Annotated in this window: 23 protein-coding genes; 6 read left to right on the plus strand and 17 right to left on the minus strand. The window is 67.1% G+C overall.

Annotated features, from left to right (window positions below; translation table 11 throughout):
* Positions 1 to 32: 32 nt before the first annotated feature.
* Positions 33 to 965 (plus strand): DUF1571 domain-containing protein, encoded by a 933-nt coding sequence (locus FB600_RS18315; protein WP_096749070.1) that lies wholly within the window; start codon positions 33 to 35, stop codon positions 963 to 965.
* Between the two features lie 411 nt (positions 966 to 1,376).
* Complete coding sequence (hfq, locus tag FB600_RS18320; protein ID WP_096749071.1) at positions 1,377 to 1,970, plus strand: RNA chaperone Hfq; 594 nt, start codon at positions 1,377 to 1,379, stop codon at positions 1,968 to 1,970.
* Positions 1,971 to 2,089: 119 nt separating this feature from the next.
* Here the strand turns inward: hfq and FB600_RS18325 are convergent, their stop codons facing one another.
* The 14 genes from FB600_RS18325 to FB600_RS18390 form a co-directional block, all read right to left on the minus strand.
* Positions 2,090 to 2,821 carry a DUF2968 domain-containing protein gene (locus FB600_RS18325; RefSeq protein ID WP_017921110.1) on the minus strand — a complete coding sequence of 244 codons (732 nt, stop codon included), beginning with the start codon at positions 2,819 to 2,821 and terminating at the stop codon, positions 2,090 to 2,092.
* Positions 2,822 to 2,870: 49 nt separating this feature from the next.
* Positions 2,871 to 4,265, minus strand: a complete 1,395-nt coding sequence (locus FB600_RS18330) for a sigma 54-interacting transcriptional regulator (protein ID WP_098154138.1) — start codon at positions 4,263 to 4,265, stop codon at positions 2,871 to 2,873.
* A gap of 25 nt (positions 4,266 to 4,290) precedes the next feature.
* Positions 4,291 to 6,162: a TadG family pilus assembly protein gene (locus FB600_RS18335; protein WP_096749073.1), complete on the minus strand. Its 1,872-nt coding sequence runs from the start codon at positions 6,160 to 6,162 to the stop codon at positions 4,291 to 4,293.
* A 15-nt stretch (positions 6,163 to 6,177) separates the two neighbouring features.
* On the minus strand, positions 6,178 to 6,804 hold the full coding sequence (locus FB600_RS18340; protein WP_145757197.1) for a DUF3613 domain-containing protein: 627 nt from the start codon (positions 6,802 to 6,804) through the stop codon (positions 6,178 to 6,180).
* A gap of 20 nt (positions 6,805 to 6,824) precedes the next feature.
* Positions 6,825 to 7,670 carry a tetratricopeptide repeat protein gene (locus tag FB600_RS18345; protein ID WP_098154140.1) on the minus strand — a complete coding sequence of 282 codons (846 nt, stop codon included), beginning with the start codon at positions 7,668 to 7,670 and terminating at the stop codon, positions 6,825 to 6,827.
* 28 nt (positions 7,671 to 7,698) lie between these two features.
* Positions 7,699 to 8,688: a type II secretion system F family protein gene (locus tag FB600_RS18350; RefSeq protein WP_096749076.1), complete on the minus strand. Its 990-nt coding sequence runs from the start codon at positions 8,686 to 8,688 to the stop codon at positions 7,699 to 7,701.
* 10 nt (positions 8,689 to 8,698) lie between these two features.
* Positions 8,699 to 9,688: a type II secretion system F family protein gene (locus tag FB600_RS18355; RefSeq protein ID WP_096749077.1), complete on the minus strand. Its 990-nt coding sequence runs from the start codon at positions 9,686 to 9,688 to the stop codon at positions 8,699 to 8,701.
* Entirely contained in the window at positions 9,681 to 11,024 is a 1,344-nt protein-coding gene (locus FB600_RS18360; RefSeq protein WP_096749078.1) for a CpaF family protein, read from the minus strand. Before FB600_RS18360 ends, FB600_RS18355 begins: the two co-directional genes overlap by 8 nt.
* A 3-nt stretch (positions 11,025 to 11,027) precedes the next feature.
* The gene (locus FB600_RS18365; RefSeq protein WP_025101203.1) at positions 11,028 to 12,281 is read right to left on the minus strand and encodes a fimbrial protein; all 1,254 of its coding nucleotides are present in this window, start codon (positions 12,279 to 12,281) and stop codon (positions 11,028 to 11,030) included.
* Between the two features lie 75 nt (positions 12,282 to 12,356).
* Complete coding sequence (locus FB600_RS18370) at positions 12,357 to 13,787, minus strand: type II and III secretion system protein family protein (protein ID WP_096749079.1); 1,431 nt, start codon at positions 13,785 to 13,787, stop codon at positions 12,357 to 12,359.
* 62 nt (positions 13,788 to 13,849) lie between these two features.
* A complete protein-coding gene (cpaB, locus tag FB600_RS18375; protein ID WP_096749080.1) occupies positions 13,850 to 14,767 on the minus strand; it encodes a Flp pilus assembly protein CpaB in 918 nt (305 codons plus the stop codon).
* A 96-nt stretch (positions 14,768 to 14,863) separates the two neighbouring features.
* Positions 14,864 to 15,334: a TadE/TadG family type IV pilus assembly protein gene (locus FB600_RS18380; RefSeq protein ID WP_013697797.1), complete on the minus strand. Its 471-nt coding sequence runs from the start codon at positions 15,332 to 15,334 to the stop codon at positions 14,864 to 14,866.
* Complete coding sequence (locus tag FB600_RS18385; protein ID WP_013697796.1) at positions 15,331 to 15,831, minus strand: prepilin peptidase; 501 nt, start codon at positions 15,829 to 15,831, stop codon at positions 15,331 to 15,333. The genes FB600_RS18380 and FB600_RS18385 overlap by 4 nt, the downstream gene beginning before the upstream one ends.
* Positions 15,832 to 15,917: 86 nt before the next feature.
* A complete protein-coding gene (locus tag FB600_RS18390) occupies positions 15,918 to 16,091 on the minus strand; it encodes a Flp family type IVb pilin (protein ID WP_013697795.1) in 174 nt (57 codons plus the stop codon).
* 641 nt (positions 16,092 to 16,732) lie between these two features.
* Here FB600_RS18390 and FB600_RS18395 point away from each other — a divergent pair.
* From FB600_RS18395 to FB600_RS18410, 4 genes are all read left to right on the plus strand, one after another.
* Complete coding sequence (locus tag FB600_RS18395) at positions 16,733 to 18,589, plus strand: collagen-like triple helix repeat-containing protein (RefSeq protein ID WP_098154143.1); 1,857 nt, start codon at positions 16,733 to 16,735, stop codon at positions 18,587 to 18,589.
* 40 nt (positions 18,590 to 18,629) lie between these two features.
* Positions 18,630 to 19,991 carry a collagen-like triple helix repeat-containing protein gene (locus FB600_RS18400; protein ID WP_096749082.1) on the plus strand — a complete coding sequence of 454 codons (1,362 nt, stop codon included), beginning with the start codon at positions 18,630 to 18,632 and terminating at the stop codon, positions 19,989 to 19,991.
* Between the two features lie 126 nt (positions 19,992 to 20,117).
* Entirely contained in the window at positions 20,118 to 21,800 is a 1,683-nt protein-coding gene (locus tag FB600_RS18405; RefSeq protein WP_096749083.1) for a ShlB/FhaC/HecB family hemolysin secretion/activation protein, read from the plus strand.
* A gap of 185 nt (positions 21,801 to 21,985) precedes the next feature.
* Positions 21,986 to 22,447, plus strand: coding sequence for a DUF2147 domain-containing protein (locus FB600_RS18410; RefSeq protein ID WP_013697791.1), 462 nt, complete (start codon positions 21,986 to 21,988; stop codon positions 22,445 to 22,447).
* 91 nt (positions 22,448 to 22,538) lie between these two features.
* Here the strand turns inward: FB600_RS18410 and FB600_RS18415 are convergent, their stop codons facing one another.
* From FB600_RS18415 to lpdA, 3 genes are all read right to left on the minus strand, one after another.
* Complete coding sequence (locus tag FB600_RS18415; RefSeq protein WP_017919162.1) at positions 22,539 to 22,994, minus strand: transposase; 456 nt, start codon at positions 22,992 to 22,994, stop codon at positions 22,539 to 22,541.
* Positions 22,995 to 23,143: 149 nt separating this feature from the next.
* Complete coding sequence (gene zapE / locus FB600_RS18420) at positions 23,144 to 24,241, minus strand: cell division protein ZapE (protein ID WP_036041394.1); 1,098 nt, start codon at positions 24,239 to 24,241, stop codon at positions 23,144 to 23,146.
* Positions 24,242 to 24,362: 121 nt separating this feature from the next.
* Positions 24,363 to 25,793 (minus strand): dihydrolipoyl dehydrogenase, encoded by a 1,431-nt coding sequence (gene lpdA / locus FB600_RS18425; RefSeq protein WP_013697788.1) that lies wholly within the window; start codon positions 25,791 to 25,793, stop codon positions 24,363 to 24,365.
* Between the last annotated feature and the right edge of the window lie 62 nt (positions 25,794 to 25,855).

Genomic DNA, 25,855 nt, shown 5'->3' on the forward strand with positions numbered 1-25,855 from the left:
TTCGGGTTACCGAACAACATCAGGAGACAGGCATGGTTTCGATTTCCCCCTCGCCGCGCTGGCGCCGCGCCGCCCTGCTCGGCCTGCTCGCAACGGCGGCGGCATGCGCCGCCACGCCGACGATCGCGCAGGAGGCGGCCACCACGCCAGCCTCCGCCGCGGCCGGTACCGCCGCCGCGCTGCCGCCCGAGCTCGCGCGCGTCACCCAGCAGCCGGTCGCGCAGCAGGCCGCCTGGCTCAAGACGGCCGCGCGCGACGGCACGCTCGAGAAGCTCGACGACGCGACGCTCACCGCCCTGTTCAGCGCGCTCGACCCGATGACGGTGCCCGCCTACATCGCGGCGGGCCCGAACGGCTACCCGTCCTACGAATTCACCATGACGCGCCAGGAGCGGCTCGGCGACAAGTGGGCCGACAAGCCCGATCACATGAGCGTGAAGATCACGCGCGAACCGCTGCGCATCTACGCGAAGTGGCTGCCTGACGGCGCGCATTCGGGCCAGGAAGCGATCTATGACGAGACCAAACGCAAGGACGAAATGTACGGCCATCTCGGCGGCCTGCTGGGCAAGATCCCGCTGTGGACCTCGATCACCGGCACGCTGGCGCGCGCGCAGTCGAATCACACGATCCGCGATCTCGGCACCGAGTACGTGACCGGGCTGTATCTGAGCGAAGGCAGGAAATACGAGGCCGCCGGCGTGAGCAAGCCGACCCGCGTCGAAGCCAGGACCATCGATGGCGTGCGCGTGGTGGCCCTGACCTACGAGACGCCGACCGGCCGCCCGCAGTTCTATGCCAAGAAGGAAACGCTGGGCCTGGACCTGCGCCACCCGTATTTCCGCACCGTCGAGTCCTATGACAACGACGGCCGGATCTTCGAGCGGATCGTATTCCAGAAGATCACGCCGACCAGCTTCGACGATTCCGCCTTCGATCCGAAGAACCCCGACTACAGATACTGATCGAAGCGATCCGCACGGCCGGATGGCATGCCACCGCCATCCGGCCGTGCCGGCAGCCTTCCTGCCGGGGGGAACCACCGCGACAGTTCGTCACGTCGAACGGCTGGCCCCAGCCCTTGATTTTTCGCATCGCCACCCCAATTTCCGCTGTTCGGCACCGCCAAGGTGCAGCGCATGGCGGGGATTCCGGCGTCAACTTCAGGCCGCTCCCCGTCCCAGTGCAAAGCCGCCTGGCCGTCCGGCCGGCTCGCACTTCCCGCGCCAAAACGTCTATAGTGGGTAACGGTTCGACACAAAGGTCCACGTACGCTTCTCAATCGAACAGGGTAGAATCCCGCTCAAGCGCTCCGCCAGATAGCGCGGCGCATCCAAGCAAAACCCTCATCTGACGCCGGCTCAAGCCGCTTCTCAATGGCCAATCCTGCAGAATCCCATCCGCAAAACGACTTCATCAACGCAGCGCGCAAGGAACGCAAGCGCGTGGAAATCTACCTCGTCAACGGTATCCGCCTGACGGGCTGCATCGAGTCGTTCGACCAGTACCTGGTGATGCTGCGCACGCCCGTCGGTTTGCAAGGCATCTACAAACGCGCGATCTCGACGATCCAGCTCGACATGGGCGGTTCGCGCCCCGGCGGCGGTGGCGGCCGCGGCGGCCCCCGCACCGGCGGTGGCGGCGGCCATGGCGGGCACGGCGGCGGCCGGCCGCCCCGCGAAGGCGGCGGCCACAGCCCCTACGGCTCGCATGGCGGCTCGCGCGAATCGCGCGGCGAAGGCCGCGAAGGCGGCGGTTATCCCCCGCGCGAGCCGCGTGAACCCCGCGAACCGCGCGAATATGGCGCCCCGCGCGAATACAGCGCGCCGCGCGACTATCCCCGCGAATCGCACGAAGGCGTGTCCACGCCGTCCGAGCGCAGCGGCAGTCCCACCGTGATCGTCACGCGCCGCCGCCGGCCGCTCGGACCGACGGGCGGCAGCAGCGGCAACGGTAACGGCAACGAGTAAACGCAAAAAGGGCAAGCCAACTGGCTTGCCCTTTTTCCTTCCGGCACGTATTGCCGCGAACCTTCCAGCGATCCGGCGCGCCAAGCAGCAAATCTCGCCCGGCAGCGCCCTGCCCGCGCTTACTGGTTGCCCGGCAACCCGGCGTCAGCCTGGCGCTGCAGCGAACGAACCTGCATCTGCAACTGCCGCAGCTGGGCCTGCAGCGCATCGCGCTGGGCCTGCAGCGAAGCCGTCTCGCTACGCGTGGCCTTCTGGCGGTTGTTGACCGCCGCCTGCTGCTCGCGTGCGATCTGCAGATCGGCCTGCAGCCGGTTGGCGCGATCCTGGACCACCGCGATCTGCTTGTCGGTCTGTGCCTTCTGCGCTTCCAGGCGTGCCGCCTGCAGTTCCGAGGCGGCCAGCGATTCGGCCTGCTTCGAGAAATCGCGGAATACCGCCTCGGCGCGCGCCTCGTTGCTGGTCTTGATCACGCGCCAGAACGCCTTCTGCTGGAACAGCGCGACGTAATAGGTACCGTCCTTGATGTTGAACAGCAGGCTCGCGCCATAGCTGCCGTTGTACGCGGTCCGCATTTCGGTCAGCGCGTGGGACTGGATCTGCTGCTGGAGTTCGTCGATGGTGCTCTGCGTGGTACCCGCGCCATCGCCCGCCGTCGGCTGGGCGGCCTGCGGCAAGGCGCTCGGCGCGGCCGGCGCCGAATTCACCACGCCGCCCGAGGACTGCGCAGCAGGAGAAACCGCGGGCGCCGCATTGTCGCTACCCGCAAGGCCTTGAGCCTGTGCCACCTGAAACCCGCCCGCCACCACCAATCCTGCAATAAATGTCCGCCCCAAAACCCGTTTATGGCTCATGTAGAGATTCCTGCACAGATTAGTTGTAATTCTGACCGCAATCCTCGCATTATCCCTCACTTTCACGCGCTTCGGGCTCTTCGTCGAAAATCTGGTATTTGCGCATCTTTTCCCACAACACCTTGCGGCTGATGCCCAGGTGCTGCGCGGTATCCTGGCGGCGCCAGCCGTTGGCGTCAAGGGCCGCGATCACGCGATTGCGCTCGCCCATGTCCCACTTGCTGCGATCCACATAGACCTCGGCCACGCTTTCCGCCGGCACCGGCTGTGCGGCGCGCGCATGGGCCACCAGGCGCTGCAGCCGCGCCGCATCCCAGGCGCCGGTCTGGCGCACCGTCACGCCGACGCGCTCGGCCAGGTTGCGCAACTCGCGCACGTTGCCGGGGAAATAGGTGTCCGCCACCGCGTCGGCCAGCCAGTAAGGCAGGTCCGGCAAGGCCGCCAGCCGCTCCTCGCCCACCACCTGCGCCACGAAGGACTTGAACAGCGCGATCTTGTCGACCGCGCCGCGTTCCTCGAGCGAGGGAATGCCCAGCTCGATCACGGCCAGCCGGTAGTAGAGGTCGGCGCGGAACGCCCCCTCCTTGACGAGCTGCGGCAGCTTCTTGTTGCTCGCCGCCACCAGCCGGAAATCGACCTTCAGGGGCGCGGAGGCGCCGACCCGCAGCACCGTGCCGTCCTCCAGCACGCGCAGCAGCTTGACCTGCTGGTAGAGCGGCAAGTCGCCGACTTCGTCGAGGAACAGCGTGCCGCCCGCGGCCTGCTCGAAATAGCCCTTGTGCGCCACCACCGCGCCGGTGAACGATCCCTTGGCATGGCCGAAGAACAACGATTCGAACAGGCCGTCGGGAATCGCGCCGCAGTTGACCGGCACGAATTCGCCGTGCCGGTAGCGCGAGTGCTTCTCGTGCAGCAGTTGCGCGATGCGCTCCTTGCCGACGCCTGTCTCGCCGTGCAGCAGCACGTTGGTATCGCAGTCGGCGAAGGTGTCGACCTCCAGCAGCAGGGCCTGCATCGGCTCGGAATGCGCCACCAGCATGGCCGGCTCGGAGGTCTGCGCGGCGTGCGCGCGCAGTTGCGCGACCAGCTTCGAAACCAGCCCGCGCAGCTCGGCGCAGGTGAAGTCGAGCGGAAGGATGTGCGAGTACTCGGGCGGATAGCTGGCGGCGTCGCCACCGCCTCGCGCGGCGCCCACCCAGACCACCGGCATGCCGATATTGGCTTGCCATTCGCTGAGGAAGGCCGCGCCACTCTCGATCATGCTGACGCTGATGATCGCCAGCGACGCTCGCGCGGCCGCGCGCTCGGCCGACAGCACCACGTTGTCGGCCCGGATCACCTCCACGTCGAAGCTGGCCATGCAGCGGGCGACACGGTCGACGATGTCCGCCTTGCCTTCCCAGACATAGAGGTCGAGCCCTTCGATTGCAGGTGTGTTTCTCATCGGATGCCAATACCAGTCAATGCGTTCAATAGACCGTCTGCGCGACCCCGCAGGTCAGCGAGATCTGGTGCACGGTGGCCGCGCCGACCTGCACGCCGAGCAGGTTCAGGAGCGGAACGATAACCGCGTCGAGGGCGGACAGCAGCGGGCCCAGGACCGGCTGCAGGATGCCGAGGATGGTCCCGACGAAGTTGGAAGGCAGGGCAACCGAGATCAGGTTCCCAAGCAGGCCCAGATTCGGCGAAATCTGCGCGGTCGCGAGCTGGGCCAGCGCACTGGCGAGCGCGGAGCCGAGCGCGTTCGAGTTGACCGTCCAATAGTCGGAATCGAGGCCGGCTACACCGCTGAAGGTATGGGTCTGCGCCGCGCCCTGGACCTGTACCGAAATATTCGAGACTGAAACGGTCAATTGCAGCAGATTGAGAATGCCAAACGGCGCGATCTGCGCGTTGATGATCTGCGCTGGCGACTTGCAGCTGTAGGTCGACGACAGGCTGATCATGCCTTTCGAATTGAGCGGGGGCGTGCCGATGCAGAGGTTCGCGACGCCCGGCGTGGCCGTGATGGTGGCGGTACTCGCGGCGGCCGTCTGCGCGCACTGGGTCGAGTTGAGCACGGCCTTGCCGGTACCGACCTGCAGATAGAGCGGCAGCGTCACGTCGACATTGACGCCGACCAGTTGCAGCAGAGGCCCCACGATCGGCACCTGCTTGAGGCCGAGATCGACCAACAGGTACAGCCCGACGGCCGCCGTCGAGGCCTGGGTGCGCCACTGCCCGGTGGCCGGATTGATGCCGCCTTCGCCGATCCCGATCGACGGCGGGCTGATGATCTGCACCTGCAGCTGGGTACCGGTCAGCCCGCCGAGCGACACCGAAGGGATGTTGACAGCCACCGCGTTGTTCGAGTTCGCCACCTCGGCGCCCACCATGATCAGGTCGAGCAGGCTGACGGTGGCGGTGGCGGCCGACTGGGTATTGGCCAGGGCGATGTTCAGCAGCCCGTTCGGACCACCGAGATTGAGATTGCCGCCGTTCACGTTGGCCGAGATCATCGCCTGCAGCGCGCCGAGGCTGGCCTGCAGGTTGGCGTTGACCACGCTGGTCTGCTGCAGCGCATTGGCGATCAGCTTGAGGAATTGCGACAGCGAGAGATTCAGCGCGAGCAACTGGTCGATCGTGCCGGCTCCAGCCGCGGCCGCGATATCGGCGAGCCGCACGTTGGTGCAGGCCAGCGCCTGGTAGGACACCAGGCTCAGGTTGAGCCCCGACTTCGAGCCGAGCAGCGCGCCGAGCAGGCCGTTGACCAAGCCCGGGTTCGCCGAGGACGAGGCCGGCGTGCCCGAGCAGCTGGTGCCGCCGAGCTGCGCCAGCGTCGCGCCGACGGAAAACACGTCGATCGCGGTGGCGCGCGCGGTCGAGGTGGCATGCACGGTCTGCAACGGCCCGACGAACATATGCCGGACCTGACGCGTGACATTGACCTGCACCGCATTGAGCTGGAGGCGGTTCGGGTCGCCGCTGGTATTCGTGTTGGCGAGGTAATAGCTCGGCGCGGGATTGACGGTGGGATCCCAACGGCCGCAGGTCACCGCGATGGTGTCTCCCTGGCTCGTGTTCAGGCCGTTGACGGTGGCGCTGTTGGTGGCGCTGGTCGGCGCCTGGGTGCACAGATTGTCGACCCGCTGCACGCCGGCGGCGGCCGCCATGTCGGCAATCTGCTGCAGGTCGCGGCGCTGAAGGTAGGTATTGCCGACATCGAGCACGCCGAAGATCGCCGCGATCACTACCAGGAAGACAGCAGCCATGACGGCGAACGAACCACGCTCCCGACGACGGCGGCCGATGCTGGGCTTGCCTGTCGACGCGCCGGCGGAACGTGATTGTGCGGATTTCATGATGCCCCCGACGATTTATTGCGACTGCGAATCGCCGCCGCCGGACGAGCCGCCGCCCTGTACTCGCTGAACCGAGTTGAACCAGGTCGGAATCGGCCTCCTGAACGACTGCAGGTAACGCTCGTAGGCATACGTGGCGGCGGCACCCTCGAAGGGGTGCTCGTTGTTCGAGGCGGCGCGATTACTGCGTTGCAGAGCGAGCCATGCTTCGGTCGAGGGGCCGACGTCGGAGGGCCGCTGCAGCAGCGGGCGCGGCACGTCCGCCGCAGGCGCGGGCCGCACCGCCACCTGCGCGGGCTGCGACGGCTCGGGTGGGGGCGCCGCGCTCAACACCGGCGCCTCGGCTTGCGCCTGGACGGCCTGGGACGGCGGAACCGACTGCGCTTGAGGCGCCACCACCGGCAGCGGCTGCGGCGCCGCCTGCACCTGCTGCACGGCCGGTGCCGGTTGCGGCTGTGCGTCGGCAGGCGCCAGCAGCGACGAGCCCTGCATCGGCTGCAGTTGCTGCTGCAGTTGCACCAGCGCCGGATCCGGCACCTGGGCAAACGCATTCGACGCGCTGAATGCGCCACCCACGACCGTCAGCGCGATCGCGACGCGCAAGATGTCCTGGCGACGGCGCTGGAAATGAAAATGAGGCATGGTCGGCTCCGTATCCGTCTTCATTTTTGTGAGAATCGCTGCAACAGCGGCGCGGCCAGGTCGAACCCGTCGTTGCTGGCGATCGGCTGTCCGCCCGGGCGTACCCGGCCCGCGCCCGCCGGCACCGAGAGCGGCACGGCCGCCAGTTGCCGCGTGCGCTGCGCAGCCACCACCCGCGCCGCGTCGTTGAGGATGTCGCTGCGCACCTGGGGCGCCATATGCTGTTGGTCCATCAGCCCCTGCGCATCGTCCTGATGGCCGCTGGCCACCAGGAACAGGGCGACGTTGCTGATGATGCGGGCATTCTTCTGGTCGAGCTCGGCAGCCTTCATCAGCGGCACGCGCGCGGCGGCCAGGTCGCCGGTGCGCATCCGCGCATAGGCGAGATCAGACAGCGTGGAAGCGTCGGTCGGCGCCAGCAAGGTGGCTTGATCGAGCATCTTCGCGGCACGCGCGAAGTCGCCGCGCGTACCGGCGATCAGGCCGATGCCCCGATAGCCGCGCGCGGCCAGCGGCGTGTTCAGCAATTGCGTGTAGAACTGCTCGCTGGCATCGAGCTGCGAGGTCGCCCGCAACGCATCGGCGCGCAGCAGATGTGTATCGGGCGACGCACCGTATTGCTTCTCGTAGGCGTCGATGTGCGCCAGCGACGCGTAGAACAGCCCCTGCTGCTGCATCCGGTCGATCAGGCTGAGATACATCCCCGGCGTATCGGGCGGATCGTCCTTGTTGGCCGCCTGCATCATCGCGGCTCGCTCGGCTTGCGCCCCCAGGCCGTAGTTCGACTCCTTGAACAGCGAACAGCCGCTGGTGAGCACGCTCACCAGCAGGCCCGTGATCGCGATGCGCCATGTCGATCGTTTCATCTCGATCCGCTCCTTGTTTGCCTCGGCTTCAACGCTTGATCTGCGACAGCGCACTGACGACCGTCATGATGCCCGGGCCGGCCGTCACGATCAGCAGGGCCGGCAGCAAGGTCACGATCATCACGCCCGTCATCTTCACCGTCAGACGGCCGATCCGTTCCCGCAGCAAGGCCCGGCGCCCGTCGCGCAGACGATCGCCGAACATCCGCAGCGGCTCCTGGACCGCGCCGCCGTGCTTGTCCACCTGGATCAGCAGGCGCACGATCGAGCGCAGGTCCTCGTTGTCGAAACTGCTGGTCAGGCGCGCGAGCGACTGCTCTCGCGTGCGTCCCGCAGCGAACTGGCGCTGGGCAACACCCAGCTCCCATGAGAGAACCGGCAGCATGGTGGTGAAATCATGCGAGATCACCTGCATGCTCTGGTCGAGCGACAGGCCGACGCCCTGCAGCAGTCGCAGCATGTCGACGAACAGCGGCATTTCCTCGGCCACGCTCTCCCGCCGAGCGGCCGCCTTGCGGCGAATGTAGAGCTTCGGGAGCATGAACCCGATGGCGATCGCGAAAGCGATATAGATCAGCGATTTGCCGCCCGATCCGCGGACCAGCGAGATCATCAGGACCGCCAGCGGCAACACGCTCGCGCAGACCACGCGCGAGAACAGGAACAGGCCGCGAGCCCGGGCCTCGACGTAGCCGCACTGCTCGAGGAATTGACGATCCTCGTCCGCGACCAGTTGCTTGCCCAGGCCGCTGTCGAGCCAGCGCATCCCGATCTGTTCCGCGCGCGTGCGCCATGCCGCCAGGCCCGAGGCGGGCGTCTCCCGGGGCTTGGCTTGCGCCTGCTGCCCGGCGCGTGATGCCGCCGCGCGTCCGGCCTCGACGCGCTGATCGAGCGCCTTCAGCAAGGTGCGTTCGCTGCGCTGCACCAGCAGGCTGCGCAAGATCGCCATGCCGGCGAGCAGCAGCACCCCCAAGGCGCCAAGCACCAAAGCGACCGCCCCCAAACGATTCGCATCCATGCCCGCTCCCTTACCTCAGTCGCGCCATGCGATACAGCATGAAGCCGCCGATCGCCTGCAGGATGAAGGCCACATACAGCACGACGCGCCCGGATTCGTTCATCCACATCGCCATGAAATATTTCGGGTTGGTCGACACCACGAAGCTGCCCACAGCGATCGGCAACAGCCCCAGCACCCATGCCGACAGGCGCGTTTCCGCCGACATCGCGCGCAGCTCGCGTTCGGCCTGTTCGAGATCGCGCATGAAGGTCGACATGCGTTCGAGCATCACATCGGCCCGGCCGCCGTACTTGACCGACAGTCGCAGCACCGATCCGACCAGCTCAAATTCGCGGATCCGATACTCCTTGGCGATATGCAGCATCGCCCGATCGATCTCGACGCCGGTGCGCAACATCCTCGATACCTGGTCGAGGCAGAGGCGCAGCGGCATCTCGGTGGTGCCGAGCGCGCCCTGGAACGCGGCCGGCACGCTGTTGCCGAGCGTGACCAGGCGCACCACGCCGTCGAGGAAGGACGGCAACTGACGGACGATCTTCAGGCGCCGCGCGGAGATTCGGCGCAGCACCCAAAGCCCGACCAGCGTCGCGCCGCCGATCAGGGCGGCGAACGCCGCCACCCATCCGCCGCGAATCCCCGCGAACAGCACCACCAGCACCACCGCGCCGATCAGCATCAGCAGCACCGGCCGGACCTCGTCGAGGCCGGCGCGATCGCTCAGCCCCCGCAGCAGGACATCCGCCTTCGCGCGCCAGGCGGCAACGCCCTCCGGCGCCGGCTGAGGCCGCGCGGGCGCCGCCGCGGCCTGCTGACGCCCGACCGGCGCGCCGCTCATGGCGGGCGCGGCGGCGGCTCGCTGGCCCTGCTCGAGCCGGCTGTCGAAGAAACGCCGCGTATGGGCGCTCTCCTCGCGCATCTGACTGCCGCGCCAGAGCCAGACGCCGGCAGCAGCGAGAATCAGCGCGAACGACAGGGCCCAGAGCACGCCGCTAGACATTGAAGCCTCCGCTGCGCCCGAAGCCGCCGGCCGCGCCCATGTTGCCGATCAGCACGTTGCGGAAGCGAGCGAGCTTCGGCGAATGCGGATGGATGCCGAGCGCTTCCCAGTTGTCGATTTCCTCGCCCTCGGGCGTGACGCGCGCGTCGTAGCGATAGAGCTCCTGGGTCGCCACGATGTTGTCGGACATGCCCGTCACCTCGGTGATCGAGAGGATCCGACGGCGGCCGTTCGAGAGCCGGCCGATCTGCACGATGAAGTCGATCGCATTGGCGATCTGGCGGCGCAGGCTCGATTCGGTGCCCTGGAAACCGGCGAAGCCTGCCAGCATCTCGAGGCGGTAAAGGCATTCGCGCGGCGAGCTCGCGTGGATCGTGCCCATCGAGCCGTCGTGGCCGGTATTCATCGCCTGCAGCATCTCCAGCACCTCGCCGCCGCGGACTTCGCCGACGATGATGCGATCCGGACGCATCCGCAAGGTATTGCGCAACAGGTCGCGGATGCTCACCACGCCGGTACCATCGAAGCCACCTGGACGGCTTTCCAGGCGCACCACGTGCGGATGGTTCAGCGACAGCTCGGCGGTGTCCTCGATGGTGACCACGCGCTCGATCTCGGGCACGTGGAAGGCCAGCGCATTGAGCAGCGAGGTCTTGCCCGAGCTGGTGCCGCCCGATACCAGGATGTTGCAGCGCGCCTGCACGGCGGCCTCCAGCAGCACCGAGATCTCGTCGTTGTAGGTGCCGTTCTCGAGCAGGTCCGAAGGCTTGAGCGGATCCTTGCGGAACTTGCGGATCGACACCACCGGGCCGTCCAGCGAGAGCGGCTCGATCACCACGTTGACGCGCCCGCCATCGGGCAGCCGCGCGTCGACCATCGGGTTCGATTCGTCGAGCCGGCGGCCGACCGGCGCGAGGATGCGGCGCACGATGCGCAGCAGGTGGGCGTTGTCGGTGAAGCGGATCGGCAGCTTGGCGAGAATCCCGCGGCGCGACACGTAGATGTCGTTGTAGCCGTTGATCAGGATGTCCTCCACCAGCGGGTCGCCGAGCAGGTCCTCGATCGGGCCGAAGCCGGCCAGCTCCTTGGTCAGCGCCTCGGCGATCTCGCGCACCTCGCTCTCGTTGAGCGGGATCCGGCGCAACCGCACGAAGCTGTCGATCTCGAGATCGACGAACTGGTTGATCGCCTGGCGCGACCAGCGGCCGAACTCCGAACCGAGCTCCTCGATGCGGGTCAGCAGGTGCTCGTGCGCGGCGTTCTTGATGTCGTGGAACTGCTGCGTCTGGGAGAACGGCGCGGCGCCGTCGGCAAATTGGATGTCGTCGTGTGCCATCGCTTACGACCGCTTCGTGGTGGAGTGGATGAATCGTTTCAGCGCCGACAGGCCGCCGGCCGGTGCCTGGGCTGGCGGCAGCGCGCCGGGCAGGCTCGGCACGCCGGCCGTGAGCCGCTCGCTCAGCGCATCGAGCGCCTTCACGTAAGGGTCGCGCTCGGCGGCCTCGACGATCAGCCGCCCCTGGTTGGCCGCATGTCCGATCGACACGCGCCGCGACGGCAGCGTCGAGAGCAGCGGGACATCCAGCCGCTCGGCGATCTGCGCCGGCAGCAGACCGATCGCCGCGTCGTACTGGTTCACCACCAGCTTGACGCGCTCCAGGTTGATGCCCTTCTCGCGCAGGTCGCCGAGCAGCTCGACGGCCGACACGACCGAGGCCACGCCCTGGTCGCAGACCAGCCAGACCTCGTCGCTCAGGGAGACGATCTGCGAGATGAAATCGCGGTTGGTGAAACCGCCGAGATCGACCACCTGCTGGTCGACGAAGGCCCGCAGCCGGTTGAACAGCCCCGTGCAGGCCGCCGCGGACACTTCGCGCAGGTCGGCCAGGTTGGGCGGCAGGGTGGTCAGCGCGACACCGCTCGCGTGATGGGCGAAGGCGGTATTGACGAAGGTCCGGTCGAATCGGCGCAGGTTGCGCACCGCCTCGACGAAGTGGAGTTCGCAGCGCGTATTGAGGAACAGCGCGCCGTCGCCGGCGGGCAGGCCAAGATCGATCAGTGCCGTGCGGCGGCTTTGCGCGGCCGCCTTGCGCTGCAGCAGCACCGCGAGGTTCGCCGCCAGCGTGCTGACGCCCATCCCCGGGCGCGCCCCGAGCAGCGACAGCACCTTGCCGTGGCGGCTGGTCGGTTCGCCGAGGTTGTCGAGCAGGCCGCGCGTGATGCGCAGCGCCTCCTCGGCCGGCGCCGAGAGGTCGACGAAATCGCGCACGCCCGCGCGCAGCGCGGACAAGGCGCTCTCCGGCTCGACCAGGGTGCCCAGCGCCACCACCGGCAGGCCCGGATAGGCCGTCCGCACGGCCGCCACGGCCGTGCTGGCGGCGGCCTGGTCGCCGGCGAAATCGATGAAGACCAGGGCCGGGTTCAGGCCACCGATGCGCTGCGTGAGCGCGGCCGCCTCGAGCGGCGACGACTCGACCGCGCCCGTCGAGACGAGCGTCTGCGCCAGCCAGCGCACGTGCTCGACACGCGTGGAGGCGCAGATGAAATGATCAGTGACGGCAGGCTCAGCCAACGATTGAGTTCTCGCGTTCATGTTGAACACTCCCCGTAATGCGACGCATACCCGTGCGCCGCGTCCGGCCGCTCATGTTTCCCCGCTCCGGCGCGCTCATTTCGAGAACCCCGGAGCCGCGTCCGGCACCAGAATGCCACCCAGGAACGAACGCCATACCGGACCGTCGCGCTGTTCCGATTGCTCGCCCGGCGTCGACGGCAGGCTCGCGCCCGCCGCAATCGGCGATACCAGGTGAGGCGTCACGACAAACACCAGCTCCTTGTCGTTCTGCTGATAGTTCAGACTCTTGAAGAATGCGCCGATGATCGGCAGGTCTCCAAGGAAAGGCACCTTGCTCACGTTCGAGGTGGTCTCGCGATCCACCAGGCCGCCGATCACGTAGCTTTCGCCGTCGCCGAGCTCGACCGTGGTGTCCGCGCGACGCGTGGTCAGCGCCGGCACCGTGATGCTGTTGATCGTGATGGCATTGAGGAAGTCGAGCTGGCTCGCCTCCGGCGCCACCTTCAAGGCGATGCGATTCGGCCCGAGCACCGTCGGCGTGACCGTCAGGCCGATGCCATAGGGCTTGTATTCGATCGAAATCGTGCCCAACGACTGCGGCACCGGCACCGGGATTTCCCCGCCGGCCAGAAAACTCGCGCTTTGCCCCGACAGCGCGACCAGCGTCGGCTGCGCCAGGATCCGGGCAAGATTGTTCTGCTCGAGCACCGACAGGTTCCCGGCGATGCCTCGCGAAGTCGAACCGACCACCAGATTGAAGGCGGACGTGATGGGCGACACCGCCGTCACGGTCAGGCCCGCCGACGGGTTGTAGCTCGACGACTGCAGCGAGCTGGGAGCGAACGAACCGAACGAAAATCCATTGTTCGACTTGAACAGGTTCAGGCCCGCCTGCTTGATCGCGGAACGGCTGAACTCGACCACTCGCACGTCCACCTGCACCACGTTTCGACCGCTGATCGTCGAGGCGTCGACCACGTTCGGACCAGCGCTGTCGCCGCCACCGCCACCTCCGTTACCTCCGCCGCTGCCGACCGCCTGGCCCTTGCCCTGCCCGCCGCCCGCGCTGCTCGACTGCTGCGCCGCGGCGCGCGCGGCGGCAGCCGCATTCGCCACGTCGACAGCCCGCTGATGCGCTTCCAGCGTATTCGCCGAGCCGGAGATCACGGTCGTATCGCCATAGGTGTCGACACGCGGCGTGGCATCGTTGAGCAAGGCATGAGCGGCGCCGCTCGTCACATGCACGGTATAGACCGTCGGCTCGCTGCGGCCGCGCTCCCAGAGCATCACGTTGGTGGTGCCGGCGCTCTTGCCGATCAGCATCACGCCGCCGCCCTTGATGATGAGGATGTCGGCCACCGCAGGGTCGCCGACCGCCACGCGCTGGAGATTGCGCCCCGACGCAATCTGACGCTGCGCACCAACCGCCAGATCGACGCCTGCCTCCGGGCCGGCTGCGCTTGCCCAGGACGACAGCGCCAGTGCGCTCACTGCAATGGCCAATGCAATCAGTTTCTTTTTCATTGTGTCGGAGGCCCGCAGCCGGACCTCTCCCTGTCAGTTGCAAGCTGCTTGTTGCGCTTCACTCAATAGGCGACCGATTCGGCCCGCCCGCCCCGTATCACTTCGATATTGCCTCCGTCCGAGTGACGAACCACCACGCGCGCCGGCGCGGCCTTGCGCGGCGCCGGCGTCGCGTCGGCGGTGCCGCGAGACAGCTCGGACAGGCTCAGCCCCTGGGCTGCGCGCGTCATCGCATCCTTGTCGGCACCGACCTGCATCGCGACGGTCTGCGTCGCGACCTCCTCGTCACGCGGGTTGCGCAGGGCAAGCGTCAGGCTGCCGCTCGCCTCGCCCAGCGTCAGCGCGTCGACCTGGGCCGCCGGCACGGCCAGCACGGCGGTACGCACGCCGTTGAGCGCCCCGCCCGACGAGTCGCGCGCCGTGGTCGCATCACCGAATGCAATCACGCGAATCCTGGACAGCAGCAGCTTGGCCTGGGTCTTGGGGACTTCGGAGCCGCCATTGCCGGCGAGCGTGGTGCCAGCGGCGGAATCCTTCTTGAGATTGAGGAAGACGTCGACGAAGTTGCCGGGCCGCACCTTGTTGCCGACCGCGTTCGTTTCGTCGACCTTCACTGCGATCGCACGTTCGCCCGGGGCGATCTGATCGGCCACGCCGGATGAGAGCGAACTCTCGAGCACGGCGGCCTGCTCCGGCACATCGGCGATCGGCACTCGCCCGACGATCTGCACCGGGTCGGCGAATGCCCCTTCCGGCAAGGCGGCGGCCTGCTGCACCTTGAGACCGTCGGCCGGAATCGGTTGGCCGCCCTTCAGCGGATGCGCCGCCACCACCACCGGGAACAGCTTCGCCGGCGTCGCCTGCTGCGCGTTATTGACGACCGGCGCCGGCTTGCGGCCGAGCACCCAGGCAAAGATGCCTAACAGCAGCGCGATGGCAATCAGGGCGACCGCGAGAATTTTCGTCAGATTGTTGGCCATGGTTGTTGTATGAGCATCCTGTTCAGCAAGCTCTCGTCGGCGCTAGCGCGGCACCCGAGCACCCCGTCATTCGGCACAAGGCCATGAACGCTCCTCCTAGATGATGTTCACCGGGCTGATCTGCACGGTCGCGGTACCCGTGAGTGCCGACGGTACCGGCAGCAACATGCCGATCAACGGCAACGGCGCGATCAGCGGATTGGTCGTGTAGGCATAGGTGACCGTCACCTTGATGCAGTACATCGACGGGTCGTATGAACAGGTACCCGCCGGCGTCGAGGAACAGGTCACGCCCGGCAGCCAGCCGGTCAGATTGGTGGCCGCCGTGCAGGCAGCGGCAGCGCGTGCTCCCAGCGCAGCCTGGGCGGACGTGCTCACCTGGTAGTTCAGCGCGGCACGCGCGCCCTCGGTGGCGGCAAGCGTCAGGTTCTGCTGGGCGGCAATGATCAGTCCATAGGTCACGACTGCATACAGCACCATGAAGAACAGCGGCAGCATCAGCGCGAATTCGACCGACGTCGCCCCCCGTTCCCGCCTGCCCCGTCGTGCGAGAAGCTTCGTCTTCATCGCAGGTTCCCCGTAACGATCTGAAACACCAGCCATGCCGCGGCCGGGATCACGAGAAACGCCGCATAAGGCGCCCCGCGAAAGCCTCCCAGCGCGAACGCCGCCCCATTTCGCTGCCACAGCGACCGGACTGATGCGCCGGTCAAATACATAATGCCGAGCGCGTGAATGCCGGCCACCAGGCTGGCAAATACCCAGCACCAGAACAATTGGATCACCCCGCACCAGGCGCCCAGCACCACAAACACCTTGACGTCGGCCGCCCCCATCATCCGGAATGCAAAAAATGGAAACAATCCGACAAAAGCAACCATGGCGCCGATTATTGCGCCAAGCAAGGGGTTGCCAAATGGGTTATGGCCCGTCGACGCTGATACCAGCGCGCAGATGAGTCCGGCAACTACCAAGGAATTGGGAATACGCCGATAACGGAAATCGGCAATTGCGACCAGCGCCACCCAAGCCAGGAATATCCCGACACTCAAAAGCAGAATCATCGAGCATCCCAACGACGTGCTTAAACAGTGCGGACGCCGAATTGGCAACCGCACCCCCGATTACGGAGACACGCCCCTATACAGGGTTAACGCGCTGCGTCGAGCACGCCCTTGAGATAGGTAAACAGGTTTTGAATGCTGCCGGACAGCGCGGTGACGCCGGCAACCAGGGCCACTGCCATGAGGCCCGCGATGAGACCGTATTCGACAGCGGTAACCCCGTCTTCTTCCTTGAGGAAGCGATTGATGAGTGCGTTCATGGTAATCCTCGTGCCTTGAGTTTCGTTGGCCTCATGCGCCTCGCATATTTGGCCGTCCACCTTCACCGGCTTCGACGTCCGGCTCCAGCCATTTCTTTATAGCTCGTTTTTCCAGGAGCTCTTAACATATTTCGATGCCAGTTAACACTTTTGCAATGCTTTCGATAGGCACCTCCACTTTGGTGTTGCAGTGCATTCGTGGGCATGCACGAACGAATCTTAATCCGAAGATCTTTTCTTTCCAACTTTTTTTATGAATTTCGCGATCGCCGGTTCCCCCGGCATCACAATTTTTACTATCTTTCGGCGGCAGCCCCATAAGGGCTAACGATAGGTTAGATCACCCTGTCTAATCCACCAGTAAAACAATCGTTCGAGTGAACCGTATCGCGCCCACCACGTTACGAGAGCGGCGTAACGGAAATCCTGTGACGTTACGTTACGGAACCCCAAATATCGGGCTCCAGACGATCGTTTCGAAACGATTAAAAATCGTTTTCAGCAATCGTTAAACCTAGATGGAACAAGGCTTTCCGAGGCGCCGGGAATCGTCTTCGAGAGGCAGTCGAATCGCGTGGCACGAGTGTTGCAGAGTCTTCGTCGCGGTAACACAGATCACACAACACCACTGCGAGGACGAAATGGACACTCAACCGATCATGCAGGGCACGCTCCGGACGACTTTGATCGCGGCCACCGTGGCAGCCATGCTTTCCCTCTCCGCCTGCGGCGGCTCCGGCACCCTGAGCCAGGGCACGGGCGGCTCCAGCGGCGGCAACAACACGCCGCAAGGCACCAGCGGCACGTCCTCGGGCACTTCGTCCGGTACCAGCAGCGGCACGTCCTCCGGCACCAGTTCCGGTACGTCCTCCGGTACCAGCAGCGGCACCTCCTCGGGCACCAGCAGTGGCACGTCCTCCGGTACCAGCAGTGGCACCTCGTCGGGCACCAGCTCCGGCACGTCCTCCGGTACCAGCAGCGGTACCTCCTCGGGTACCAGCTCCGGCACCAGCAGCGGCACCTCCTCGGTCAATGCGCTCGGCACGGTGGTCGCCAATACCGGCAACGTGGTCTCGAACGCGGGCACGGCGGTGTCCGGCATCGGCTCGACGATCGCCAGCCAGTCCCTGCCCGGCCTCGGCAACGCGCAGACGCAGGCTCTCGGCGGCGTGGTGAACAGCCTGGGCGGCGCGGTCAGCGCGCTCGGCAACGGCCTGGCCGGCGGCCTCGGCCAGCTCGGCGCCTCGACCAACCCGCTGGGCACCACGCTCGGCTCGACCGGCAACGTGGTATCGCAGCTCGGCAACGCCGTCACCGGCACCGGCCAACTGGTCAGCAGCCTCGGCAGCGGCCCGCTCTCGCCGCTCGCGCCGGTCACCTCGGTGGTCGGCGGCCTGGTCTCGACGCTCGGCACCGCGGTGGCCAACGGCGGCACCACGCTCGGCACGGTCCTGACCACCGGCCCGGTCCAGCAGATCACGCAGACCGTCAGTTCGGCGATCACGCCGATCACCTCGGTGATCGCCAACACCACGCAGACGATCGGCAGCGCGACCGGGCTCGGCGCGCCGGTCAACACGCTGCTCGGCACCATCGGCGGCGGCCTGAACCAGGCCGGCAACCTGATCTCGTCGACCGGCGGCGGCAATGCCATCACCAAGGGCCTGGGCTCGACGGTATCGGCCACCGGCACCACGGTCGCCTCGCTCGGCGGCCTGCTCACGGGCGGCAACGGCTCCAACCCGCTGGCGCCGATCACCGGCGCGCTGGGCAGCCTGACGGGCGCGCTGGGCGGCCTCGGCGGCAGCTCCGGCAGCGGTTCGGGCGGCCCGCTCGCCCCGATCACCGGCCTCGTGTCGACCGTCACCGGCGCGCTCGGCAGCCTCGGCGGCAGCTCGGCCGGCGGCGGCGCGGGTGGCCTGCTGGCACCGGTCACCGGCCTGCTCTCCTCGGTCACCGGCACGCTCAGCGGAGCGGCCGGCGGTACCAGCGGCAGCGGCGCAGGCGGCCTGCTGGCGCCGGTCACGGGGCTGGTCTCCTCGGTCACGGGTGCGCTCGGCAGCGCCACGGGCGGTGCCACCGGCGGCGGTGCCGCGGGCGGCCTGCTGGCACCGGTCACGGGCCTGGTGTCGGGCGTCACGGGTGCGCTCGGCAGCGCCACCGGCGGCGGTGCCGCGGGCGGCCTGCTGGCCCCGGTCACGGGCCTGGTATCGGGCGTCACGGGCGCGCTCAGCGGCGCGGCTGGCGGCAGCAGCGGCTCCGCGGGCGGCGCGGGCGGCCTGCTGGCTCCCGTCACCGGCCTCGTGTCAGGCCTGACCGGCGCGCTCGGCTCGGCAGCCGGCGCGGCCACCGGCGGCGCGGCCACCTCGGGCACCGGCACCACGGTAGCCGGGTTGAGCGGCTCGAGCAGCACCACCAGCACCAGCGGTTCGGGCGGCGGCCTGCTCTCGCCCGTGACCTCGCTGGTCGGCGGCCTGCTCGGCGGCGGCAAGCACTAAGCATCGACCACATAGACCAAATAGCGTTAGGAGCCCAACCATGAACTCGATCCACTCGACCCCGTCGGCGCAGCGCGTCGCACGCCTTGCCCTGACCGTGATCGCGGCCGCCACCCTGTCCGCGCTCGCGGCCTGCGGCGGCAGCGACGTGACCACCGCAGGCGGCGGCAACAACACGCCGCAGGGCACCAGCGGCGGCACCACCACCAGCGGCACCAGCTCGTCCTCGAGCAGCGGCACCACGGGCCTGTTGAGCACCACCGGCAAGACCGTCAGCGACCTCGGCAACACCATCGGCTCGGTCAGCATCCCCGGCCTGAGCAGCGGCGTCACGCAAGGCCTCGGCAACAGCGTGTCGGGCGTCGGCACGGTAGTCGGCGCGGCAGCCGACGCACTGTCCAACGGCCTCGGCCAGATCGGCACGACCGCCAACCCGGTGGGCACCACGGTCGCCGGCCTGGGCAACGTGGTCAGCGCCGCCGGCACCACGGTGGCCGGCCTCGGCCAGACCGTGACCTCGCTCGGCACCGGCCAGCTGTCGGCGCTCTCGCCGATCACCACGCCGCTGGGCACCCTGCTCAACACGGTCGCCAACGGCGTGCAGGCCGGCGGCATGACGCTCGGCACGGTGCTCTCCTCGGGCCCGGTCACGGCGGTCACGCAACCGATCAGCTCGGCCATCACGCCGATCGTCACCACGGTCGGCCAGACCACCCAGACGGTGGGCGCGGCCACCGGCCTCGGCACCCCGGTCTCGGGCCTGCTGCAGCAACTCGGCGGCGCGGTCGCCTCGGTCGGCACCAAGATCGGCAGCACCTCCTCGCAGCCGCTGGTCGGCGACGTCGGCACCCTGGTCTCGTCGATCGGCAATACCGTCAGCAATGCCGGCGGCCTGGTCAACGCCTCGGGCCCGAACGGCGCGAACCCGATCTCGGGGCTCATCACCAGCCTGGTGGGCAGCTCCAGCGTGACGGTCGCCAACGGTGCGTCGAGCGGCAGTCCCGCGAGCAATCCGCTCACCGGCCTGCTCGGCTCGCTGGGCGGCGCCACCGGCGGCACGGGTGCGGGCGGCCTGCTCGCGCCGGTCACGGGCGTGGTCTCCTCGCTCACCGGCGCGCTCGGCTCGGCCACCAGTGGCGCGGGCGGCACAGGCAGCGCGAATCCGCTCGCGCCGGTCACGGGATTGCTGAATACTGTCACCGGGACGCTCGGCAGCGCGACGGGCGGGGCCAGCACCTCGGGCAGCGGCGCCGCCGGCTCGCTGCTCTCGCCGGTCACCACCCTGGTCGGTTCGCTGACCTCGACGCTGGGCTCGGCCACCTCGGGCGCCAGCGGCGGCTCCACCGGCCTGCTCGCGCCGGTGACGGGCCTGCTCGGCACGCTGGGCAGCGTCGGCAAGTAAGGCAGCATCCGTGCGTGCCGGCGGGAGGCACGCACGGTCATCACCAGTTGCACGGAACGGGCGGCATCGCGATGCCGCCCGTTCGCAGTAGAAAACTAAAAGCTGGCCTACGAGGACTTACCCATAATGAGATCCACTCACCAGGTTTGGACGATGCTGTTCGCGCTTGCCGCGACAACCGCCGGTCCCGCGCATGCCCAGAGCCGCCCCGCCGGCAACCCGCTCGAATCGCTGCCGCAGATCAACGCCCCGCAGCGCTCGACGGTGACCGTCCAGGTCGAACCGCAGGCGCAACAGGTGCAGGAGCTGCTGGCCCGCCATCTCACGCCCTCGACGATCCGCATCGAGGGCGTCAAGTCGATTCCCTTCGATCTCGTGTCCGCCCGCTTCACGCCGCTGGTCGGCAAGGACGTCACGATCGGCCAGTTGATCGAGACCGCCAACGGCGTGACCAAGCTCTACCAGGAACGCGGTTATGCGCTGTCGTTCGCCTTCGTGCCGGCGCAGACCTTCGAGGACGGCGTGGTGCGGATCACAGTGGTCGAGGGCTTCGTCTCCGACGTGCAGATCACCGGCAAGCCCGGCGCGATGGAGTCGAAGCTGCGCGCGGTGGCGGCCCACATCACGGCCGACCGGCCGCTGCGCAAGGACACCTTCGAGCGCTACGTGAACACTTTCGGCCTGCTGCCCGGCATCACCGTGAAGGCCAACGTGCCGCCGCCGCAGAACACCGACGGCGCCACCACCATGACGCTGGACGTGTCGCGCAAGCCGATCAACATCAGCAGCGGCATCGCCACCACCAATCCCGGCGTGCAGGGCGTGTTCACCGTCACCGAGAGCGGCCTCACCTCGCTGGGCGAGCAATTGAGCATCTCGGCGCTCGCGCCCAAGGGGCCGAACAACGTCACCTACGTGGCGGCCAGTGCCGCGGTGCCGATCGGCAGCAATGGCTGGACCGCGCGCGTCGATGCCACCCACTATCGCGGCAATCCCAGCGACAACCCGGGCCTGCCGTCCTACGTGAAGCGCACCGTGGTCAACGACAAGATCGGTATTTCGACCTCCTACCCGATTCTGCTCAACAACCAGCGCAGCCTGCTGGCCACCGTGTCCGGTTATGCCTCGCACAGCGAGGACAACTACCAGAACCAGCTCGGCGGACAGTTCATCGGCCTGCGCTCCCAGGTGCGCGTGCTGCAGGCGCAGATGGACTACACTGCCGTGCGGACGAGTTCGGTCACCAAGCTGAGCTTCAACGTGGCGAAGGCCTTCGACATCCTGGGCGCCTCGAAATCCGGAGAGACGAACATCCCCGGCACGGTCCAGAACAACCCGGCCTCGATCACCTTCGTGCGCACCGGCGGCACCGTCGTGCAGAGCAACCAGTGGCCGTTCAAGATCGGCACGACCGTGCAGCTGACCGGCCAGTTCAGCCCCGTGTCGCTGCCGACCACCGAACAGATCGCGTTCGGCGCGCAGCGTTTCGCGCTCGGCTACGAGCCCGGCGAAACCTCCGGCGATTCGGGCTGGGGCATGTCGGCCGAGATCAACCGGCAGTTCTCGGTCGGCTATGCGTACCTGAAGTCGATCACGCCGTATATCGCCTACGACATGGCGCGCGTCTACCTGCACGCGGGAACGCCCCTGCCGAATCGCCTGTCCTCGGTCGGCATCGGCATTCGCGTGTCGGACGGCCAGCACTACAACCTCGACCTGAACGTGGCGAAAGCGATCGGCGACGCCCCAATCGAAAGCGCTTCACGCAGCCCGCGCATCAATGCGTCGTTCTCCTACCAACTGAACTGACCCCGGCCGCCAGCCCGCGCTCTCGATACACACGCGGGCCGTCTCGATTAGAGGCACCTCTATCAGACGCGGCAGTGGCTTTGACGTATTCTCCGAAGAGCTTTCCGGCAGGCCCGACCTCGATGCAGGACGGGCCGGCGCCGAGAAATCCCACGAAAAAGACAAGCTATCCAAGGAGGAAGACAATGCGCCATTTCACTCTTTCGCTGCGCAAGCTCGCCGTCGGCGGTGCCCTGCTGGCGGCCGCATGCAGCGCCTTCGCCCAGGCCGACAGCCCGATCGGCACCTGGCAGACGATCGACGATCACACCGGCAACCCGAAAGCCCTGGTGCAGATCTCGCAGGACAGCAACGGCACGCTCTCCGGCGTGGTGACCAAGGGCCTGGGCGCGAACGACACGCCCGACCGCCGGTGCACCGCCTGCACGGACGAGCGCAAGGATCAGTTGATCAAGGGTATGACGATCATCAAGGACATGCAGAAGGATGGCGATCACTGGGACGGCGGCAACATCCTCGATCCGGAGAACGGCAAGGTCTACAAGTGCAAGATGACGCTGGAGGATGGAGGCCAGAAGCTGGTGGTGCGCGGCTATATCGGCGTCTCGCTGCTCGGTCGTTCGCAGACCTGGGTGCGCCAGCAATAAAAGCCGATGGGTGCGACACCTAGCGTGTCGCATGATGCGGCACGTGGATGAGAAGTCGCCGCGTGGATTTCGAAGGGAGACCGCGCCGCGCTCAGGCGCTGGAATGAGGATCGGATGGGGACGGCATGCGCGGCTCCAGGCGCGGCTTCACTTCCGGGCGTGGTTCCGTGCAGGCTACGTGGATCCGGTTAGGCACGAGGGCATGACGGATTTCGGCAGCGCGCGAATGGACGTGCTTGCGCATGCGCACGGTGACGGTTTCGTAGAGATCGTCGCAATCCGGCCCGAACAGCTCGTTCAGCACCGCGTGCAGCGTGCCTGATTCATACCAGAGCATGAAGCGGCGATGGCAGGTTTGGTAAGCCGGATAGCGGCGAGGAATCGCCGACCATGATGCGCAACTGAAGATCACCCAGAGCACACCGTTGAGCACGTCGCGTGCGTCGGCAAGAGGACGCCCGCGCAGCTCCTTGCGCGGGCGCAATTCAGGCAGCAAGCGGGCAACACGTTGCCACTCGCTGTCGGTGATGTCTCGATACGGCCTCATGTCACCCCTCCGATTACGGGAACAGGACCAAGATATCGAGCCGGAATCGCCATGAATATTGGACGATTCCGAAAATTGCAGGGCGCCCCGGATCGATCCGACGCAGCCGGCGAGGTGCCCGGACGGCGGGACGGCGCCCGCACCGAGGCTCAGGTCAGCGAGGTATCGACCACGCGCCGCGGCGTCTCCAGATATTCCAGCGACTGCATCTCGACGATGCGCGAGACGGTACGGCTGAATTCGTTGGCCATCGGCCCTTCCACGTAGAGATCCTCGGCAGGCACCGCAGCCGACATCAGCAGCTTCACCTTGTGGTCGTAGAGCACGTCGATCAGCCAGGTGAAGCGGCGTGCCTCGGAGGCCATGCGCGGCGACATCTGCGGCACCTCGGAGAGCACGATCGCGTGGAAGCGCGAGGCCAGCTCGAGATAGTCGTTCTGCGAGCGCGGGCCACCGCACAAGGTCGCGAAATCGAACCAGACCACCCCGTCTGCCTTGCGCAGCGCCTTCAGTTCGCGCTTCTCGATATGCAGCAGCGGGCTCTCGTCGGGCACCGCCGCGAGCCTGGCGAAGGCGCTGCGCAACTCGCGGTCGGCCTCGGCGCCGAGCGGCGTGTGATACATCTTCACCTGGGTCAGCGTGCGCTGGCGGTAGTCGACGCCAGCATCGACGTTCATCACGTCGAGCTTCTGCTTGATCAGCGCGATCGCGGGCAGCATGCGGTCGCGATGCAGGCCGTCCGGGTAGAGCAGATCCGGATCGTAGTTCGAGGTCATCACGAACTGCACGCCGTTGGTGAACAGCCGGTCCAGCAGGCGGTAGAGGATCATCGCGTCGGCGATGTCCGAGACGTGGAACTCGTCGAAGCAGATCAGGCGGTAGCGCTTGGCGATGCGGCGCGCGAGTTCGTCGAGCGGATCGGCCTGCCCTTTCAATTCCTCGAGCTCGCGATGCACCTCGCGCATGAATTCGTGGAAATGCAGGCGCGTCTTGCGCTGCACCGGCACCACGGCATAGAAGCTGTCCATCAGGAAGCTCTTGCCACGGCCCACGCCACCCCACATGTAGACGCCCTTGGGCAGTTCCGGCCGGATCACGAGCTTCTTGAACGCGTTCGAGCGACGCGCCTTGTAGGCGACCCATTCGTCGAAGCATTGCTGCAGGCGCGTGATCGCGACACGCTGCGCGGTATCGGCCTGGTAGCCGCGCGCGCCCAGTTCGCGCTCGTAGTATTCGGTGACGTTCATCATGCAAACCGGAAAAACCAAAGGCGAGCGGAAAACTCCCGCCCGCCTTCGGCATCAAACGGCAGCGCCGGCCGGCCAGCAGGGCCGGCGCGGCGCCGTGGCGGCCCGAAGGCCGCCTCGATCAGCTGTTCAGCGAACGCTTGTCGGCGGCCAGGGCCGCTTCGCGCAGCACTTCCGACAGCGACGGGTGCGCGTGGCAGATCCGGGCGATGTCTTCCGACGCCGCCTTGAACTCCATCGCCACCACGGCTTCGGCGATCAGGTCCGAGGCGTTGGCCGAGATGATGTGCACGCCCAGCACTTCGTCGGTCTTCGCGTCGGCGATCACCTTGGCGAAGCCTTCCGGCGCGTTCATGCCCAGCGCGCGGCCGTTGATCGAGAACGGGAACTTGCCCGCCTTGATCTCGCGGCCCTCTGCCTTCAACTGCTGCTCGGTCTTGCCGACCCAGGCGATTTCCGGCGAGGTGTAGATCACCCACGGAATGCAGTTGTAGTCGATATGCGGCTTCTGGCCGTCGATCACTTCCGCGACCAGCACGCCTTCGTCCTCGGCCTTGTGCGCGAGCATCGGGCCGCGCACCACGTCGCCGATCGCGTAGACGTTCGGCACCGCGGTACGGCAGTGGTCGTCGACGTCGATGAAGCCGCGCTCGTTGGCCTTCAGGCCGATCGATTCGAGGCCGAGATTGTCGGTGTTCGGCACGCGGCCGATCGACACGATCAGGCGGTCGGCTTCCAGCGTCTTGGCCGCGCCGTCCTTGTCCGTGTAGGCGATCGACACGCCCGCGTCCGAAGTCTTCACCTCGCCGATCTTCACGCCGAGGTTGATGTCCAGGCCTTGCTTCTTGAACAGCTTGGCGGCTTCCTTGGCGACGGCTTCGTCGGCCGCGGCGAGGAACGCCGGCAGCGCTTCGAGCACCGTCACTTCGGCGCCCAGGCGGCGCCACACCGAACCGAGTTCCAGGCCGATCACGCCGGCGCCGATCACGGCCAGCTTCTTGGGCACCGTCTCGAAGGTCAGCGCGCCCTCGTTGTCGGCGACGATCTTGCCGTCTACCGGCAGGTTCGGCAGGTGACGTGCCTTCGAACCGGTCGCGATGATCACGTTCCTGGCCGTCACGACTTCGGTCTCGCCTTCGCCGCTGACCTCGATCTGCACGCCGGCGTCGGTCTTGCCGGTGAACTTGCCATGGCCCTTGAGCCAGGTGATCTTGTTCTTCTTGAACAGGTACTCGATGCCGCCCGTCATCTTCTCGACGATGGCGTCCTTGCGGGCCAGCATCTTGGCGGTGTCGATCTTCACGTCGCCCACCGTGATGCCGTGGTCGGCCAGGTGGTGCGAGGTCTTCTCGAACTCTTCCGAGGAGGCCAGCAGCGCCTTCGACGGGATGCAGCCGACGTTCAGGCAGGTACCGCCGAGCTTGAGCGCCCCGGCCGGGTTCTTCCACTTCTCGATACAGGCAACCGTCTTGCCGAGTTGCGCGGCGCGCACCGCGGCGATGTAGCCGCCGGGGCCGGCGCCGATCACGACGACGTCAAATTCCTTGGACATGACTATCCTTCTCTGTTGCCCCGCGCGCGGCGGCACGTCCTGCGTGCGCCGCGCGACCTGGG

This window comes from Burkholderia sp. SJZ089, assembly GCF_007828315.1.
Taxonomy (GTDB): Bacteria; Pseudomonadota; Gammaproteobacteria; order Burkholderiales; family Burkholderiaceae; genus Burkholderia; species Burkholderia gladioli.

Excerpts from the sequence above, each read along its gene's own strand:
- FB600_RS18315 (WP_096749070.1), top strand. The coding sequence starts at position 33 with ATGGTTTCGATTTCCCCCTCGCCGCGCTGGCGCCGCGCCGCCCTGCTC.
- hfq (WP_096749071.1), top strand. The coding sequence starts at position 1,377 with ATGGCCAATCCTGCAGAATCCCATCCGCAAAACGACTTCATCAACGCA.
- FB600_RS18325 (WP_017921110.1), bottom strand. The coding sequence starts at position 2,821 with ATGAGCCATAAACGGGTTTTGGGGCGGACATTTATTGCAGGATTGGTG.
- FB600_RS18330 (WP_098154138.1), bottom strand. The coding sequence starts at position 4,265 with ATGAGAAACACACCTGCAATCGAAGGGCTCGACCTCTATGTCTGGGAA.
- FB600_RS18335 (WP_096749073.1), bottom strand. The coding sequence starts at position 6,162 with ATGAAATCCGCACAATCACGTTCCGCCGGCGCGTCGACAGGCAAGCCC.
- FB600_RS18340 (WP_145757197.1), bottom strand. The coding sequence starts at position 6,804 with ATGCCTCATTTTCATTTCCAGCGCCGTCGCCAGGACATCTTGCGCGTC.
- FB600_RS18345 (WP_098154140.1), bottom strand. The coding sequence starts at position 7,670 with ATGAAACGATCGACATGGCGCATCGCGATCACGGGCCTGCTGGTGAGC.
- FB600_RS18350 (WP_096749076.1), bottom strand. The coding sequence starts at position 8,688 with ATGGATGCGAATCGTTTGGGGGCGGTCGCTTTGGTGCTTGGCGCCTTG.
- FB600_RS18355 (WP_096749077.1), bottom strand. The coding sequence starts at position 9,688 with ATGTCTAGCGGCGTGCTCTGGGCCCTGTCGTTCGCGCTGATTCTCGCT.
- FB600_RS18360 (WP_096749078.1), bottom strand. The coding sequence starts at position 11,024 with ATGGCACACGACGACATCCAATTTGCCGACGGCGCCGCGCCGTTCTCC.
- FB600_RS18365 (WP_025101203.1), bottom strand. The coding sequence starts at position 12,281 with ATGAACGCGAGAACTCAATCGTTGGCTGAGCCTGCCGTCACTGATCAT.
- FB600_RS18370 (WP_096749079.1), bottom strand. The coding sequence starts at position 13,787 with ATGAAAAAGAAACTGATTGCATTGGCCATTGCAGTGAGCGCACTGGCG.
- cpaB (WP_096749080.1), bottom strand. The coding sequence starts at position 14,767 with ATGGCCAACAATCTGACGAAAATTCTCGCGGTCGCCCTGATTGCCATC.
- FB600_RS18380 (WP_013697797.1), bottom strand. The coding sequence starts at position 15,334 with ATGAAGACGAAGCTTCTCGCACGACGGGGCAGGCGGGAACGGGGGGCG.
- FB600_RS18385 (WP_013697796.1), bottom strand. The coding sequence starts at position 15,831 with ATGATTCTGCTTTTGAGTGTCGGGATATTCCTGGCTTGGGTGGCGCTG.
- FB600_RS18390 (WP_013697795.1), bottom strand. The coding sequence starts at position 16,091 with ATGAACGCACTCATCAATCGCTTCCTCAAGGAAGAAGACGGGGTTACC.
- FB600_RS18395 (WP_098154143.1), top strand. The coding sequence starts at position 16,733 with ATGGACACTCAACCGATCATGCAGGGCACGCTCCGGACGACTTTGATC.
- FB600_RS18400 (WP_096749082.1), top strand. The coding sequence starts at position 18,630 with ATGAACTCGATCCACTCGACCCCGTCGGCGCAGCGCGTCGCACGCCTT.
- FB600_RS18405 (WP_096749083.1), top strand. The coding sequence starts at position 20,118 with ATGAGATCCACTCACCAGGTTTGGACGATGCTGTTCGCGCTTGCCGCG.
- FB600_RS18410 (WP_013697791.1), top strand. The coding sequence starts at position 21,986 with ATGCGCCATTTCACTCTTTCGCTGCGCAAGCTCGCCGTCGGCGGTGCC.
- FB600_RS18415 (WP_017919162.1), bottom strand. The coding sequence starts at position 22,994 with ATGAGGCCGTATCGAGACATCACCGACAGCGAGTGGCAACGTGTTGCC.
- zapE (WP_036041394.1), bottom strand. The coding sequence starts at position 24,241 with ATGAACGTCACCGAATACTACGAGCGCGAACTGGGCGCGCGCGGCTAC.
- lpdA (WP_013697788.1), bottom strand. The coding sequence starts at position 25,793 with ATGTCCAAGGAATTTGACGTCGTCGTGATCGGCGCCGGCCCCGGCGGC.